Origin of the sequence: Microtetraspora glauca (genome assembly GCF_040656155.1) — a bacterium.
Classification (GTDB): domain Bacteria; phylum Actinomycetota; class Actinomycetes; order Streptosporangiales; family Streptosporangiaceae; genus Microtetraspora; species Microtetraspora glauca.
On record NZ_JBFALK010000018.1, the window covers coordinates 125,705 to 140,886 of the forward strand.

General features: G+C 70.2%; 15 protein-coding genes. 10 read left to right on the forward strand and 5 right to left on the reverse strand.

The features are described from left to right. Positions 1-73 precede the first annotated feature (73 nt). Complete coding sequence (locus tag AB0I59_RS29660) at positions 74-898, reverse strand: putative RNA methyltransferase (protein ID WP_358138170.1); 825 nt, start codon at positions 896-898, stop codon at positions 74-76. 137 nt (positions 899-1,035) lie between these two features. Here AB0I59_RS29660 and AB0I59_RS29665 point away from each other — a divergent pair, with 137 nt between their 5' ends. Next, positions 1,036-1,782, forward strand: a complete 747-nt coding sequence (locus tag AB0I59_RS29665) for an MBL fold metallo-hydrolase (protein ID WP_358138172.1) — start codon at positions 1,036-1,038, stop codon at positions 1,780-1,782. On the opposite strand, the gene AB0I59_RS29670 is transcribed toward AB0I59_RS29665, so the two are convergent. Continuing rightward, positions 1,774-3,009 carry an MFS transporter gene (locus AB0I59_RS29670; RefSeq protein ID WP_358138174.1) on the reverse strand — a complete coding sequence of 412 codons (1,236 nt, stop codon included), beginning with the start codon at positions 3,007-3,009 and terminating at the stop codon, positions 1,774-1,776. The genes AB0I59_RS29665 and AB0I59_RS29670 overlap by 9 nt on opposite strands. Positions 3,010-3,097: 88 nt before the next feature. Here AB0I59_RS29670 and AB0I59_RS29675 point away from each other — a divergent pair, with 88 nt between their 5' ends. After that, positions 3,098-3,979 carry a hypothetical protein gene (locus AB0I59_RS29675; protein ID WP_358138176.1) on the forward strand — a complete coding sequence of 294 codons (882 nt, stop codon included), beginning with the start codon at positions 3,098-3,100 and terminating at the stop codon, positions 3,977-3,979. A 13-nt stretch (positions 3,980-3,992) separates the two neighbouring features. Here AB0I59_RS29675 and AB0I59_RS29680 read toward each other — a convergent pair whose 3' ends face one another. Continuing rightward, positions 3,993-6,266 carry an MMPL family transporter gene (locus tag AB0I59_RS29680; protein WP_358138178.1) on the reverse strand — a complete coding sequence of 758 codons (2,274 nt, stop codon included), beginning with the start codon at positions 6,264-6,266 and terminating at the stop codon, positions 3,993-3,995. Positions 6,267-6,519: 253 nt separating this feature from the next. Here AB0I59_RS29680 and AB0I59_RS29685 point away from each other — a divergent pair, with 253 nt between their 5' ends. The 3 genes from AB0I59_RS29685 to AB0I59_RS29695 all read left to right on the forward strand — a co-directional run bounded on the left by AB0I59_RS29685 (position 6,520) and on the right by AB0I59_RS29695 (position 7,446). Then, positions 6,520-6,981, forward strand: a complete 462-nt coding sequence (locus AB0I59_RS29685) for an NUDIX domain-containing protein (RefSeq protein ID WP_228642280.1) — start codon at positions 6,520-6,522, stop codon at positions 6,979-6,981. Between the two features lie 66 nt (positions 6,982-7,047). Continuing rightward, positions 7,048-7,275 (forward strand): hypothetical protein, encoded by a 228-nt coding sequence (locus AB0I59_RS29690; protein WP_061260072.1) that lies wholly within the window; start codon positions 7,048-7,050, stop codon positions 7,273-7,275. A 45-nt stretch (positions 7,276-7,320) separates the two neighbouring features. Continuing rightward, on the forward strand, positions 7,321-7,446 hold the full coding sequence (locus AB0I59_RS29695; protein ID WP_358138181.1) for a hypothetical protein: 126 nt from the start codon (positions 7,321-7,323) through the stop codon (positions 7,444-7,446). A gap of 5 nt (positions 7,447-7,451) precedes the next feature. Here AB0I59_RS29695 and AB0I59_RS29700 read toward each other — a convergent pair whose 3' ends face one another. Together AB0I59_RS29700 and AB0I59_RS29705 are read right to left on the reverse strand one after the other, a co-directional pair. Beyond that, positions 7,452-8,906, reverse strand: coding sequence for a rhamnulokinase (locus AB0I59_RS29700; protein ID WP_358138183.1), 1,455 nt, complete (start codon positions 8,904-8,906; stop codon positions 7,452-7,454). Between the two features lie 10 nt (positions 8,907-8,916). Further along, positions 8,917-9,924, reverse strand: a complete 1,008-nt coding sequence (locus AB0I59_RS29705) for a LacI family DNA-binding transcriptional regulator (RefSeq protein ID WP_358138267.1) — start codon at positions 9,922-9,924, stop codon at positions 8,917-8,919. Between the two features lie 226 nt (positions 9,925-10,150). Here AB0I59_RS29705 and AB0I59_RS29710 point away from each other — a divergent pair, with 226 nt between their 5' ends. The 5 genes from AB0I59_RS29710 to AB0I59_RS29730 are packed head-to-tail and all read left to right on the forward strand — an operon-like array spanning position 10,151 to position 15,179. Then, complete coding sequence (locus tag AB0I59_RS29710; RefSeq protein ID WP_358138185.1) at positions 10,151-11,665, forward strand: sugar ABC transporter ATP-binding protein; 1,515 nt, start codon at positions 10,151-10,153, stop codon at positions 11,663-11,665. Between the two features lie 34 nt (positions 11,666-11,699). Further along, the gene (locus AB0I59_RS29715; RefSeq protein ID WP_358138187.1) at positions 11,700-12,722 is read left to right on the forward strand and encodes an ABC transporter permease; all 1,023 of its coding nucleotides are present in this window, start codon (positions 11,700-11,702) and stop codon (positions 12,720-12,722) included. After that, on the forward strand, positions 12,712-13,734 hold the full coding sequence (locus AB0I59_RS29720; protein WP_228642270.1) for an ABC transporter permease: 1,023 nt from the start codon (positions 12,712-12,714) through the stop codon (positions 13,732-13,734). The genes AB0I59_RS29715 and AB0I59_RS29720 overlap by 11 nt, the downstream gene beginning before the upstream one ends. A gap of 4 nt (positions 13,735-13,738) precedes the next feature. Further along, the gene (gene rhaS / locus AB0I59_RS29725; RefSeq protein WP_061260067.1) at positions 13,739-14,830 is read left to right on the forward strand and encodes a rhamnose ABC transporter substrate-binding protein; all 1,092 of its coding nucleotides are present in this window, start codon (positions 13,739-13,741) and stop codon (positions 14,828-14,830) included. A gap of 31 nt (positions 14,831-14,861) precedes the next feature. Next, positions 14,862-15,179, forward strand: coding sequence for an L-rhamnose mutarotase (locus AB0I59_RS29730; protein ID WP_061260066.1), 318 nt, complete (start codon positions 14,862-14,864; stop codon positions 15,177-15,179). Positions 15,180-15,182: the final 3 nt, after the last annotated feature.

Below are 15,182 nucleotides of genomic sequence, written 5' to 3' on the forward strand. Positions count from 1 at the left end.
TGCGGAATGGCCGGAGAACCGGAGGATCTTAAAGCGGAATTTCTGGCGAAATGCCCCTTTAGTCACTGGAGTATCAGGAGAGCTTTCGCGTCCATGTGGTGATCTGGAACGACGCGGTCACGCGTACCGGATCGGGCAGTGCGCGGACGCCCTCGGCCAGCGTGCCCGGGTCGGTGTGCCAGGCGCTCGGGCCCATCCCCACCACGGCCTCGACCGCCGGATGGGAGAGGTCGAGCGTGATCTCCACGTCCTCGCGTCCCGCCTTCGTGAACCGGTCGCCGAACGCCGCCTCCAGTCGCCGCTCCTTGTCCTCGTCCACCGACAACAGGCCGAGGCGCTCCACCAGTGGGCGCAGGTGGCCGGCGGCCGGCGTGACCACCACGAGCGTCCCCTCGGGCCGCAGGACGCGCGCGAACTCGGAGGGGTTGCGCGGCGCGAACACGTTGAGCAGCACGTCCACGCTCGCGTCCCGGACGGGGAGCGGCCGCCACACGTCCGCGACCAGGGCGCCGATCCGGGGGTGCGCCCGCGCCGCCCGCTTGATCGCGTGCCTGGAGACGTCGAGCGCGATGCCGACGGCACGGCCGGGAAGGGCGTGCGCGAGGTAGTAGCCGGTTCCCGCGCCCGCGTCCGCGACCACGGACGCGTCCGCGCAGAGCCGGGCGAGACGGCCGGCGAGCGGCGCGTAGTGGCCGGCGGCGAGGAAGTCCGCGCGGGCCGCCACCATCGCCGGGGTGTCGGCCGTGCCGGGGACCGCCGATCCCGTCAGCATGCTGACGTATCCCTGCCGCGCGACGTCGAAGCTGTGCCCGCGCTCGCACCTGACGGTGCCTCCGGCCAGTGCCAGCCGTTCCCGGCAGACCGGGCAGGTCAGGTGATCGATCACGTCGGCGAGCATGCGTTCCATCATGGCGTGCCCCGGTGCGGGGTGACGCTACGCCCGGGGCGATCTGTGGGCCTTCGTGCCGAAGTCGGCGTGGAGCGAGATAGATGAGCGAGATATGGGAGCGCCCTGATTCTCCTATCGTGTGGGCCATGGCGCATGAAGCGAGGATCGTGTCCGGTGTCGAGGTCATCCCGTTGTGTGATGCGGTGGGGCCGATGGGCTCGCACATCCGCAAGCCGCTGCCCGAGATGTTCCCCGGAGGATCGTTCGCGGACGGCGAGGAGTGGATCCTCCACTTCCACTGCTATCTGTTGCGGGCGGCCGGCCGTACCGTCCTGGTCGACACGGGGATCGGCGGAGCCGGGTCTCCCGCGGCGAGCTGGGCACCCGTGCCGGGACGCCTGTTCGAGGAGCTGTCCGCCCACGGCGTCGCCGCGGCGGATGTGGACCTGGTCGTCCTGACGCACCTGCACAGCGACCACGCGAGCGGCAGCGCCACCGGTGACGGTCCCGCGTTCCCCAACGCGCGCTATGCCGTACAGCGGGCCGAGCTCGACTGGGTGCGTGGTCCGATGCGCGACCAGGTCGTCGTCCCGCTCGGCGACTCGATCCAGATCCTGGACGGCACGGCCGAGCTGCTGCCCGGGATCACCGCCGTCCACAGCCCCGGCCACACCCCTGGGCACCAGACGGTCGAGGTGGGCGATCTCGCGCTCAGCGGGGACGTGGTGCTCCATCCGGAGCAGCTGCGTGATCCCACGATCACCTATGTCTACGACGAGGATCCGGAACTGGCGGTGCGCAGCCGGGTCGCTCTCCTCGGCCGCGTCGCCGTCCTGGGCACCGGGCACTTCGCCGACCCCTTCGTACCGACCGGTGCCCCAGTCTCAGGCTGAGGCGGTGCCGGGGTTGGGGTTTAGGGTCGGGGCCGGCTGGAGGCGCCGGGCGCGCACGCGGTAGCGGACGACCTGCACCGCGCCGAGCAGCCAGATGGGGTACTGCACGGCGAACGCCCAGCGGTAGTCCCCGACCAGGTCGACGAGGACGCCGACCGTGGCGATCACCGTCATCGACGCCGCGAAGCCGCCGCTGTTGACGATGCCGGTGGCCACGCCGATGCGCTCGGTGGGATTGAACGTCCGCGCGTAGTCGAAGCCGATGGCCGAGCCGGGGCCGTTCGTCGCGAGCACGACCACGAGCAGCACGAGCACCCACTGCGGGGCGTGGCCAGGCCACAGCAGCACCGCGGTCCACGCCGCCGCCGTCGCGCCGATGACGATCAGCACCATCCGGGAACGGTGGAACGGGAACCGCCCGGCGAGGTAGCCGAGCAGCGGCCCGGCCGTCATCGACAGCACGGTCAGCATGGTGATCAGCAGGCCGGCGGCGTGCGGGGACAGCCCCTGGCTCTCGACCAGGTACGGATATCCCCACAACATCGTGAACGCGGCCGAGGAGCACTGGGTCGCGGCGTGGGTCCACATGCCCAGCCGGGTGCCCGGGTGAGCCCACGCGGCGCGCACTCCCATCCCCGCGGTGGTCGCGTCCGGTCTCCGGTCGCGCAGGAGGATCACCGCCGAGACGAGCACGAGCACGCTGAGGGCGGCTGCGCCGAGGAAGGTGGGGGTCCAGCCGTACGAGTGCAGTGAGCTGATCAGCGGCACCGCCGACACGATCGCGCCCACCTGGCCGAGTTGGGCGGTGATCTGCACGATCAGGGGGTTCCTGCGGGCCGGGAACCAGAGGTTCACGATGCGGATCACGCTGATGAAGGTCAGCGCGTCGCCGGAACCGATCAGGACCCGGCCGGCGACGGCTCCGAGCAGGCCGTCCGCGAGCGCGAAGACGACCTGCCCCGCGGCCATGACGGCCGCGCCGATGATGATCATCTTTCTGGATCCCAGCCGGTCGACCAGGACGCCGACCGGGATCTGCATGGTCGCGTAGACGAGCAGTTGGAGCATCGCGAGGAGGGAGAGGCCCGTCGCGCCGATGCCGAACCTGGCCGTCGCGTCGATCGCGCTCACGCCGAGCGACTGGCGGTGGAAGACGGCGACGATGTAGGCGAGCACGCCCACGATCCAGAAGGTCAGGGGCCGTCGAACGATTCCGAAGGCCCCCATGCCGCAAACTTTACCTAAACATGATTTTTCCGGACAAATTGGGGGTTGGATTGCCGTTTGTGGCGATGATCCGATAATCGTTACGGCTATGCGAATCATGACGGCTCTGCCGGTGCTCGCCCTCCCCCTCCTCGCCGTTCCGGCCCCGGCCCAGGCGGCGGCGCGGCAGGTGAGCGGGGCGACCTTCCTCGGATACGAGGGGACCGCGGCCATCGTCCACACGTACCTGCCGGGCAGGGGCTTCACGAAGACCAAGGTCGGCACCATGATCCAGATCTCGGCCGCGCCCGACGGGAAGAAGGTCGCCTGGGTCGACGACAACGGGCGCCTGCACGTGACCCAGGGAACGAGCGACACCGTCGTCGCCAAGGGCGCGGTCTCCGGCGTTCCGTGCGCCACCCCTGTCTGGTCCGCCGACTCCACCCGCATCGCGTACGCGATGACCGCTGCGGAGTCCATGGCTCCCATCGGGATCGTCGGCGCCGACGGCAAGAACCGCCGCAAGATCGGCAAGTCGTACGGGGTGTGCCACCTCGCCTGGTCGGCGGGGGGCCGCTACCTGGCCGGCTACGCCGGAACCACCGACGGCGTCTTCCTCCTCGACACCACCACCGGGAAGACCCGGCGGGCGGCGGGGATCAAGCTCGCGAACCACGTCCAGAGCCTGTCGCCCGACGGCCGCCGGGTGATCGTCAACAAGATCGGTGCGAGTTCCCCCGGCGGCGACGGCTCCTGGCCGCTGTGGTTCCGTCCCACGCTGGTCGACACCGTGACAGGGAGCACCATCAAGCTGCCGGTCAAGGGCAGCCTGATCGGCGCCACCTACCTCACGGACGGCAGGCTCGCGGTCCGGGTGAAGGGCACGCCCAACAACACGATCGTCGTACTCGGGACGAACCTGAAGGAGGTCCAGCGGATGGCCGAGCCCGCGCAGGCACGCAAGTTCGCCCTCCTCGGTCTGATGCCGTAGCCCGCCCGAGGCGTCAGCCGACCGGGACCGGGACGCGGTCCCGATCGGCGGGCCGCTCCTCCTCCTCCTCCTCGCTTTCCTCGCCATGGGAGAGCTGGGGCAGCCACCGGAGCCAGCGGGGCAGGTACCAGTTCCAGTCGCCGAGCAGCTTCATGGTCGCGGGCAGCAGCACCGCCCGCACGATCGTGGCGTCGATCAGGACCGCCACCGCCAGGCCGACCCCGAGCTGCATGAAGGTCAGCAGCGACAGCGTGGCGAACGTCGCGAACACCGCCACCATGATGAGCGCCGCGCTGGTCACCACGGCCGCCGTGCTCCTGATGCCGTACGCGACCGCGTCCTCGGTCCGCATGCCCCTGTCGTACGCCTCACGCACCCGGCTCAGGATGAAGACGTGGTAGTCCATCGAGAGCCCGAAGAGGATCACGAACAGGAACAGCGGCAACCAGTCGGTGATCGTCCCGGTGGACTCGAAGCCCAGCAGGCTCTCGCCGTACCCCTTCTGGAAGACCAGCACGAGCACGCCGTACGCCGCCGCGACGGACAGCAGGTTGAGCACGATGGCCTTGACCGCGACCACCAGGGAGCGGAACGAGGCCAGCAGCAGGAGGAACGCGAACAGCAGCACGAACCCGAACACGAGCGGCAGGCTCCGGGCCAGCTGCTCGTTGAAGTCCATCGAGCCCGCGGTGGCGCCGGTGACATGGGCGCCGGGGATGGTGGCGGGGATGACCTTCTCGCGCAGCGTGTGGATGGCGTGCTCGGACACGGCGTCGGTGCCGGTTCCCTTGATTCCGATGGCGATCCGCGCCACCGTCTTGTCCGGATTTATCGAGACGTTGAATGGTTCGTTCGCCTCGCCGGTGGCCAGCGCCCGCTTCCGGAACTCCTCGATCGCCGAGGTGACCTCGGGGGAGGTCGCGTCGGCCGCCTTGAGCACGACCACGGCCGGCTCGTTGCCGCCGGGGAACGCCTTGTCGATCCGCTTGAAGGTCTCCGCGATCGCGTAGTCGCCCTGGAGGTCGTCGATGGTCTGCGGGCCGGTCTTCAGGCCCACCGCGGGGATCGCCAGCGCGACGAGCAGTCCGCCGGCGAGGACGGCGGAGATCGCCGGGCGGCGCAGCACCGGGCCGAGGACCGCGCCCCAGAAGCGGCTCTCGCCGCCACGCACGCCGAGGACGCGCCGCCAGGTGACCCGGCCGCGGGTGACGGCGCGTACCGTGCCGTGGATCACCCGGGCGTCGATCTTGTCGCCGATCAGTGAGAGCAGCGCGGGGAGCACGGTCAGCGAGCCGACCACGGCCGTCAGCACCACGAGGATCGTTCCCTCGGCGAAGCCCATGAAGATGCCGTTGCCGGTCAGGAACATCCCCGCCATCGCCACGATCACGGTGACGCCGGAGACCAGGACGGCCCGGCCCGACGTGGCCGCCGCGATCTCCATGGCCCTCCGTTTGCCCCGGCCCTTCGCCCTCTCCTCCCGCTCGCGCATGATGTAGAAGAGCGAATAGTCCACGCCGACCGCGAGGCCGATCAGCAGCATCACGTTGCTCGTCGCGTCGTCCACGTGGAGGAGGTGGCTGGTCAGGGCCAGCAGGCCGGTGGCGGAGAAGATCGCCGTCATCGCCAGCGCGACCGGGACCACCGCGGCCAGCAACGCGCCGAAGGCGGCGAGCAGGATGCCGATGGTGATCGGCAGCGAGAGCCGCTCCGCGCGGACGAAGTCCTCGTCGATCGCCTCGCCGATCAGCTTGGCCGAGCTTGCTCCTCCCGCCTGCTCGATCCGCACGCCGGGATGCGCGGCCGCGACCCCGGCCACCGCGTCGAGTACCGGCCGGACCCGATCCTTGGCGGTCGCGCCCTCGCCCTTCATGTCGAACTGGACCAGCGCCGTCTTCCCGTCCTCGGTGACCGGCGACGGCTCCTTGTCGTACGGCGTGCGCACGTGTTCGACCTGGCCGGTGGCCTCGACGGCCTTCTTCACATCGGCGACGGCGTCGCGGAACCGCCGGTCCTTGATGGTCAGGGTGCCGCTCTGGAGGAGGACGACCTCGCTCGCCACGTCCTCGAACCCGGCTCCGTCCAGGATCCGCGCGGCTTCACGGGAATCGCCGTTCGCGTTCTCGTACGACTTCATCTTCGCGACGCCGACGGCGTTCCCGGCGAACACCGAGACGATCACGAAGGCGGTCCAGATGAGCAACGCCCACCATCTGTGGCGGGCGCTCCAGCCTCCGATCGAGGCGGCGAGGTTTCTACGGCGGCGCGTCGGCGTCTTCCCTGTCACAGGGAAACCGTAGGAATCGATAAGGCCGGAAACCTCCGGCCGGAAGACCAACCCGTGCTCCTGCCGTCGACGGAGCGGACGACACCCGGGTCCGCCTCGAGAGCTACTGGACATCCCTGGGGGCCGCGTAGGGGACGACCTGCCGGGAGCCGGGGTGACGCCCCGAATCCGCAGCTCACCAGTGATCTGCCACCCCGAGAGGGTGACGATCTATGCTCGGGGGCATGCGTCCATTCCACTGGAGGGCCCGCCCGTGATCCCCGCTGACGTGTTCTACGCCGGGTTGCACAAGGTGATCGTGGCCGCCGGCGGGTTCATCACGGACCCCGCCGGCCGCGTGCTGCTGGTCAAGCCGAACTATCGCGATCACTGGGGCTGGCCCGGCGGGCACGTCGACGAGGGCGAGTCGCCCGAGGCGGCCTGCGGCAGGGAGGTGCGCGAGGAGCTGAGCCTGACGCTGCCGGTCGGGCCGCTGCTCGTCGTCAACTGGGTGGAGCCGTTGGACGACCGTCCGGTCCCGCTGGTGCACTTCCTCTTCGACTGCGGCACGCTGGACGGCGGCGACGGCATCGTCCTGCAGGACGAGGAGCTCGACGACTTCGGGTTCTTCACCGCCGAGGAGGCCGACGCGCTGATGCCGTCCTTCCTCGTCGCCCGGTTCAGGGCCGCGCAGACCGCCCGTACGGACGGAACCGTCGTCTACCTGGCGCCCTGAGCCCGATTAGTCCGGTGTGTAGGGGAATGTCGTTGAAGGACGGCCTACGACGACGGGCGGGAATCGATGAACGAACTGAAGTACAGGGAGCAGTTGGAGCGGGTGGACGCCGATCTGGTGCGGTTGCGCCAGGAGGTGGTGGACATGCGCAGGGAGATCGGGGAGCGTGGGGCCGGCCCCACGGACGCCGCCGAGATGTCGGCCGTGATCACCCAGGTCGAACAGCAGGAAGCGTTGATCGAGGACCTCGAACTCAGACGTGAGCAGCTGCTCCGCCGCCTCGGCCAGGCGTGAATACTTCGATCGACGATAGTTTCGCCGGCGATAGCATCCCTCGAAGTGCCATTCAGCATGGCCGACTTCATCGGGCGGGACGCGGAGCTCGCCGCGCGGGCAACTCCCGCTGGTCGCGGTGTCGAGGAGCGGGGTGTCCTGCTCCGGCGTGACCGCGTACGGGCCGGATGACCTGGTCAGCGCCTGGCGGTGAGGTCCGGGGGAAGCTCGGCCGTGAGCTCGGCGAGGCGCATTTCGGCGGCGTCCCAGGCCGCGCGGTCTCCCCGCGGCTCGTACGTCACGAGCCGCTCGCTGTGGCGGACGAGGGCGCGGATGTCGGAGACCACGCCCTGGGCGCGGGCCTGGACCAGCGCGTTGCCGAGCGCGGCGGCCTCCACCGGACCGGCGACCACGGGAAGGCCGGTGGCGTCGGCGGTCATCTGGCAGAGCGGCGCGTTCCGGGCACCGCCGCCGACGACGTGGACGACGTCCACCTGTTGCCCGCTGAGCCGTACGGCGTCGCGGAGTGTCCTGCGGTAGGCGAGGGCCAGGCCCTCCAGCACGGTGCGTACGGCTTCCGCCCTGCCGGTGGGCGGGCGCTGGCCGGTGCGCGCGCAGAAGTCCGCGATCCTGGCGGGCATGTCACCCGGCGGCAGGAAGGCCGGGTCGTCCGGATCGATGACGGCCTCGAACGGCCGGGCCCGCCCGGCGGCGGCCAGCAGCGCGGGAAGGTCGCTCTCACCCCACGCGCGCAGGCATTCCTGGAGGATCCACAGCCCCATCACGTTGCGGAGGTAGCGGATGGTCCCGTCCAGACCGCCCTCGTTGGTGAAGTTGGCCAGCCGGCTCTCCTCGGTGAGCACGGGCCGGGGCAGTTCGAGGCCGACCAGCGACCAGGTGCCCGAGGAGATGTAGGCGAACCGCCCGCCGGTCGCCGGGACCGCGGCCACGGCCGACGCGGTGTCGTGCGAGGCGACCGCGGTGACCGGGGTGGCGCCGGGCAGTCCGGCCTCGGCGGCGACGTCGGCGCGCAGCGTCCCCGCGGGGGCGCCGGGCGGCCGCAGCGCGGGCAGGATCCGGGACGGGAGGCCCAGCCGGTCGGCCAGATCGTGCGCCCAGGACCCGGCGCGCACGTCGTACAGGCCGGTGGTGGAGGCGTTGGTGACCTCGGCCCCGACGGAGCCGGTCAGCCAGTACGCCAGCAGGTCGGGGATCAGCAGCAGCGTCTCCGCCCGGTCGAGCAGCGGATCGGCGAGCAGCTGGTAGATCGTGTTGAACGGCAGGAACTGGAGGCCGCCGACCTGGTAGAGCGTGCCCGCCCCCAGCTCGGCGGAGACGCGTTCCATGATCCCGGCGGTCCGCTCGTCGCGGTAGTGCACCGGGTTGCCGATCAGCCGTCCTGAGGCGTCGAGCAGGCCGTAGTCGACCGCCCAGGAGTCGATGCCGATCGAGTCGACCCGCCCGGCCCGGCCGAGCCCGTCCAGCACGCCCCGGTACAGCGCCAGGACGTCCCAGTGGAGGGTCCCGCCGACGCGGACCGGCCGGTTGGCGAAGCGGTGCGTCTCGGTGAGGTCGAGCCGGTCGCCGTCGATCCGTACGGTCATCACCCGGCCGCTGGACGCGCCGAGATCGACAGCCGCGTGAACGCTCATTTCGTACCTCTCAGCGGGGGGAGCCGGTGGACTCGCGCAGGACGAGCTCGGGTTGGAACATGATCTGCTGGTGGGCGTGCGTGCCGGGGTTGTCGCACTCGTCGAGCAGCAGTTCGGTGGCGATCTGGCCGAGCCGGTACGTGGGCTGTCTGATCGAACTGAGCGACACCGTGGAGGCGGCGGCGAAGTCGATGTCGTCGTAGCCGATCAGGGCGACGTCGTCGGGGACGTTCACGCCGGCGAGGAGCAGGCCGCGCAGTACGCCGACGGCGAGCAGGTCGTTGGCACAGAACACCGCCTCGGGGAGCAGGCCGGTGTCGAGCATGCGCTCGGCCGCCTGCTGTCCGGCGCGGGCCGTCATCGCGGGCGCCTCGACGAGTTCGAGCGTGGTGGCGGGATCGAGGCCGGCGGCGATCACGGCCTGCTCGGCGCCGAGCTTTCGCTCGCGGCACTGCCGGATGGTCAGCGGGCCGGTGAGGTGGCAGATCCGCCGGGCACCCCGGCCGAGCAGGTGCGCCACGGCCATCTGGCCGCCACCCACGTCGTTGACCGTGACCGAGCACTGGTCCGGGCGGTGCGCCGGGTGATCGACGAGGACGACGCTGATGTCCCGCTCGCGCAGCTGGTCGAACCGGGCCGGATCGTCGTCCGACGGCGTGATGAGGACGCCGCGCACGCGCTGCTCGGCCAGGACGCGCAGGTTGCGCTCCTCCTTGGCCAGCGAGCCGGCCGAGTTGCCCAGGATCACGGCGTAGCCGAGCGCGCTCGCGGTCTCCTCGACACCCGCCGCGACGTCGGTGAAGAACGGGTTGCCGATGTCCATCACGGACAGGCCGATGATCCGGCTGTGACCGGCGCGCAGCGTCGACGCCGAGCCGTGCCGGACGAACCCCAGCTCGCGGATCGCCTCCTCGACGCGTTTCCGGGTGGCCGGGGCCACCCGCTCCGGCCGGTTGAGCACGTTGGAGATCGTGCCTGGAGACACCCCCGCGCGCTGGGCGACCTCCTTGATGGTCACGGTGCCCAACTGCCCTCCTCCGATCGTGATCTATTAAAACGTGTTAGCCGGATTTGGCAAGACCTTACCTGAACATGCAGGTCAGCATGGTTGCACGTATCCTGCATCGGGAGCTGGGTAACGCTCTGGAAACGAGCGCTTCATCTCCCATTGACAAGCTTCTAGCAGGGCGATTACCGTCCGGGTGCAGTTCGCTAAAACGTTTTTCTGGGAAGGGGTGGGCGCGGTGACCGAGCCGCCCGGAGGAGACGCGCCGCCCGTCCTGGCGCTGCGCGGGGTGAGCAAGGCGTTCGGTGCCGTGCAGGCGCTCCGCGACGTCTCCCTAGAGCTGTTCGCCGGGGAGGCGCACGCCCTCGCGGGTGAGAACGGCGCCGGGAAGTCCACGCTGGTGAAGACCCTGACCGGGGTGTACCGGCCGGACACCGGACAGCTTCTGCTCGACGGGGAGCCGGTCGAGTTCCACAGCCCGGCCGACGCCCAGAACGCGGGCGTCGCCGTGATCTACCAGGAGCCGACGATGTTCCCCGACCTGTCGGTCGCGGAGAACATCTTCATCGGCCGCCAGCCGCGCGCCGCGCTCCGCCGTATCGACCGCGGGGCCATGCACGGCCGCGCCGCCGAGCTGTTCAAGCGGCTCGGCGTGGCACTCGACCCCGAGCAGCCCGCCCGCGGCCTGTCCATCGCCGACCAGCAGCTCGTCGAGATCGCCAAGGCACTCTCCAGGGACGCCCGGGTGCTGATCATGGACGAGCCCACCGCGGCGCTGTCCGGCGCCGAGGTCGCCCGTCTCTTCAACGTGGTCAAGGCCCTGCGCGAGCAGGGATGCGCGGTCCTGTTCATCTCGCACCGCCTGGACGAGATCTTCGAGCTCTGCCAGCGGGTCACGACCCTCCGCGACGGCACCTGGATCGCCAGCGAGCCGGTGGCCGGGATGACCCACGACGACCTGATCCGGCGCATGGTCGGCCGCGACCTCGACGCCCTCTATCCCAAGCTGGACACCGTCCCCGGCGAGGTGGCGCTCAAGGTTCACCGGCTCACCCGGGAGGGCGTCTTCACCGACGTCTCCTTCGAGGTACGGCGCGGCGAGATCGTCGCGCTCGCCGGGCTCGTCGGCGCGGGACGCAGCGAGGTCGCCCGCGCGATCTTCGGCGTCGACCGTTGGGACGCCGGGTCGGTCGAGGTGAACGGGCGCGGGCTTCCGGCCGCGTCGCCGACCGCCGCGATGTCGGCGGGCCTCGCCCTGGTCCCCGAGGACCGGCGGCAGCAGGGCCTGGTGATGGAGCAGTCGATCGAGCGCAACATCGGCCTCACCGGTCTGAAGAACCTCCGCCGCGGTCCGGTGATCTCGCGGGCCGCCGAGCGGGACCGGGCCCGCGACTGGGCGATCAGGCTCCAGCTCAAGTTCAACCGGCTGTCGGACGCGGTCAACGTGCTGTCCGGCGGCAATCAGCAGAAGGTCGTGCTCGGCAAGTGGCTGTCGACCCGGCCGGGGGTGCTCATCATCGACGAGCCCACCCGCGGCATCGACGTCGGCACCAAGGCCGAGGTGCACCGGCTGCTGTCCGAGCTGGCCGCCGACGGCCTCGCCGTACTGATGATCTCCTCCGACCTGCCCGAGGTGCTCGGCATGGCCGACCGGGTGCTGGTCATGCAGGAGGGGCGGCTGGTCGCCGAGATCCCGCGGGACGCGGCGACAGAGGAGAGCGTGATGGCAGCGGCGACCGGGAGGGCTTCGTGAACGAGCACTGCAGCGGCGGGACGGGGGAGCGCGCATGACCGCCGTCACCGCCGGGCGCGGCGGCCGCAGCCTGGTCGACCTGGTGTTCCGGGCACGCGAACTGAGCATCGTGGCGGCACTGGTCCTGCTGGTCGCGGTGACCACCGGAGTGAACGGCAACTTCCTCTCCGGCCAGGGCGTCAAGGACATCTTCCTCAACGCGTCGATCCTGGTGCTACTGGCCGTCGGCCAGTCCTTCGTGATCATCACCAAGAACATCGACCTGTCCGTCGGGTCGGTCGTCGGCCTGGTCGCCTTCACCGTCGGCGACTTCCTCGCCGCCGACCACGGCCGGGGGATCGTGTTCGCGGTCGTCCTCGGCGTCGCGATCGGCGCGGTCTGCGGCCTGGCCAACGGGCTGCTGGTCAGCTTCGGCCGGGTGCCCGCCCTCGTGGTGACCCTCGGCACGCTGTACGTCATCCAGGGGCTGGACCACTTCATCGCCCACGGCCGGCAGATCAACGCCGTGGACCTGCCCCCCGCGCTGCTGTCGATGGGCAACGGCGGCGTGCTGGGCATCCCGTACCTCCCGCTGATCGCGGTGCTGGTGATGGTCGCGGCCGGCTACTACCTGCGCTCGTACGCCTCGGGCCGGGACTTCTACGCCATCGGCTCCAGCCCGGAGGCGGCGCGGCTGGCGGGCCTGCCCGTACGGCGCCGCGTGATGACGGCCTACCTGCTGAGCGGGGGACTGGCGGGACTGGCCGGGGTGCTCTGGCTGGCCAGGTTCGGCACGGTCGTCGCCGACGCGGCGGGCGGCTGGGAGCTCCAGGTGGTCAGCGCCGTCGTGGTCGGCGGCGTGGCGATCACCGGAGGCGTCGGCAGCGTGTACGGCGCGGCGCTCGGAGCGCTGCTGCTCACCACCATCACGAGCGCGCTGGTCGTGCTCAAGGTCGATCCGTTCTGGCAGCAGGCCATCACCGGAGCGCTGCTGCTCCTGGCGATCAGCGTGGACCGGCTGCTCGCCCTGCGCGTCGCGCGGATTCTACGGAGGAGGAACGCCCGGCATGGCTCCTGACGTGACGACAGGCGCACTCGGAGGCTCGCTCCAGCGTTTCCTCCGCTGGGACGTGCTGGTCGGCGTGCTGCTCGTGCTCGTGTTCGCCGGCGGCCTGACCGGATCGCCGCAGTTCGGCAACATCGACAACCTGTCCTTCGCCCTGGGCGACCTCGGCGAGATCGCGCTGATCGCACTGGCGATGACCCTGCTGGTGGTCGCCGCGGAGGTGGACCTGTCGGTCGCCTCGGTGCTCGGCCTGTCCAGCGCGCTGGTGGGCAACCTCTGGGACGCGGGATGGGCGATCGAGACGATCATCCCGCTGGTCGTCGTGGTGGGCGCGCTGTGCGGCCTCGTCAACGGGCTGCTGGTGACCCGCCTCGGGCTGCCGTCGCTCGCGGTGACGATCGGCACGATGGCGCTCTACCGCGGCCTCGCCTACGTCGTGCTCGGCGACCGCGCGGTGGCCGGGTTCCCCCAGCAGTTCACCGATCTCGCCGTGAACGACGTGCCCGGAACGTTCATCCCGTACCCCGTCATGCTGTTCGTCGTCCTCGCGGCGGTGACGGGGGTGGTGCTGCACGCCACGGGCTTCGGCCGGTCGCTGTTCGCCATCGGGGCGCAGGTGGAGGCCGCGCACTTCGCCGGCATCCGGGTCAAGCGGATCAAGCTCATCCTGTTCGTGGTGGCGAGCGTGGTCGCCGCGTTCGCCGGTGTCATCTACACCTTCCGGTACGGCAGCGCGCGTGCCGACAACGGCAGCGGCCTGGAGATGGCCGTGATCGCGGCCGTGCTGCTCGGCGGCGTCGACTTCGACGGCGGCAAGGGGACGCTCGGGGGCGTCATCGCCGGCGTGCTGCTGATCGGGCTGCTCCGCAACCTGCTGATGCTCAACGACGTGTCGACCGAGATCCAGTCCATCGTCACCGGTCTGCTCCTGGTGATCTCCGTGATCACCCCTCGTCTCGTGGCCGCCGTGCGGCAACGACGGCGCACTCCGACGCTCACAACCCAGCCAACTCCTGAGGGATAGACGCATGTTCACTTCTTCGCGAAGGGTCGCCTCGGCCGCCGCCCTGGTCGGCCTGCTCTCGCTCGGTCTGTCCGCCTGCGGAGGCGGAACCACCAAGGACTCCACCGCCGCGCAGGGCGGGGGTGGCCAGACCACCGGCTCGGCTCCGGCGTCGGCCGATCCGAACGCCCCCATCAAGGAGGGCCTGAAGATCGCCTTCCTGCCCAAGCAGATCAACAACCCGTACGAGACGATCGTCGACAAGGCGGGCATCGAGGCGGCCGGCGAGTACAAGGGCGAGGCCAAGGAGGTCGGCCCGTCCGACGCCTCCGCCTCCTCGCAGGTCTCCTACATCAACACGCTGATCCAGCAGAAGCAGGACGCGATCCTGATCGCGGCCAACGACGCCAACGCCGTCTGCGGCCCGCTCAAGCAGGCCATGTCCAAGGGCATCAAGGTCGTCGCGTACGACTCCGACGCCGCGAAGGACTGCCGGAACCTGTTCATCAACCAGGCCAGCTCCGAGGAGATCGGCCGGTCCCAGGTGAAGATGCTGTCCGACCAGATCGGCGGCAAGGGTGAGATCGCGATCCTGTCCGCGACCGCGAACGCGACGAACCAGAACGCCTGGATCGAGTTCATGAAGGACGAGCTCGGCAAGCCGGAGTACAAGGACCTCAAGCTGGTCAAGGTCGCCTACGGTGACGACGACGACCAGAAGTCCTTCCAGGAGACCCAGGGTCTGCTCCAGGCGTACCCCGACCTGAAGGGCATCATCTCCCCGACCACGGTGGGCATCTCGGCCGCCTCCCGCTACATCTCCGGCTCGAAGTACAAGGGCAAGGTCGCGGTGACCGGGCTCGGCACGCCGAACCAGATGCGGGAGTACGTCAAGAACGGCACCGTCAAGGAGTTCGCACTCTGGAACCCGAAGGACCTGGGGTACCTGGCGAGCTTCAGCGCCGCCGCGCTGGCCTCGGGCCGGATCACCGGCGCCGAGGGCGAGAAGTTCACGGCCGGCAAGCTCGGCGAGTTCACCATCGGCAAGGACGGCGAGATCATCCTCGGCCCGCCCTTCACCTTCAACGCCGAGAACATCGACGAGTTCGACTTCTGATCCCGCGTACGGAACAGCGAGGAACGTGATCATGCAGCGCGTCTGCTTCCTGCTCAGGGTCCGGCCGGACCGGCTGGAGGAGTACCGCGAGCGCCACCAGGCGGTGTGGCCGGAGATGCGGGAGGCCCTGAGCGAGACCGGCTGGCACAACTACTCGCTGTTCCTCCGCGAGGACGGCCTCCTCGTGGGCTATCTGGAGACCGACGACTTCGAGGCGGCGCGGGCAGCGATGGCCGAGCGGGACGTCAACGCCCGCTGGCAGGCCGAGATGGCGCCGTTCTTCGAGGAGCTCGACGGCGCTCCGGACGAGGGCATGGTCGCCCTCCGCGAAGTTTTCCATCTCGACTGAACC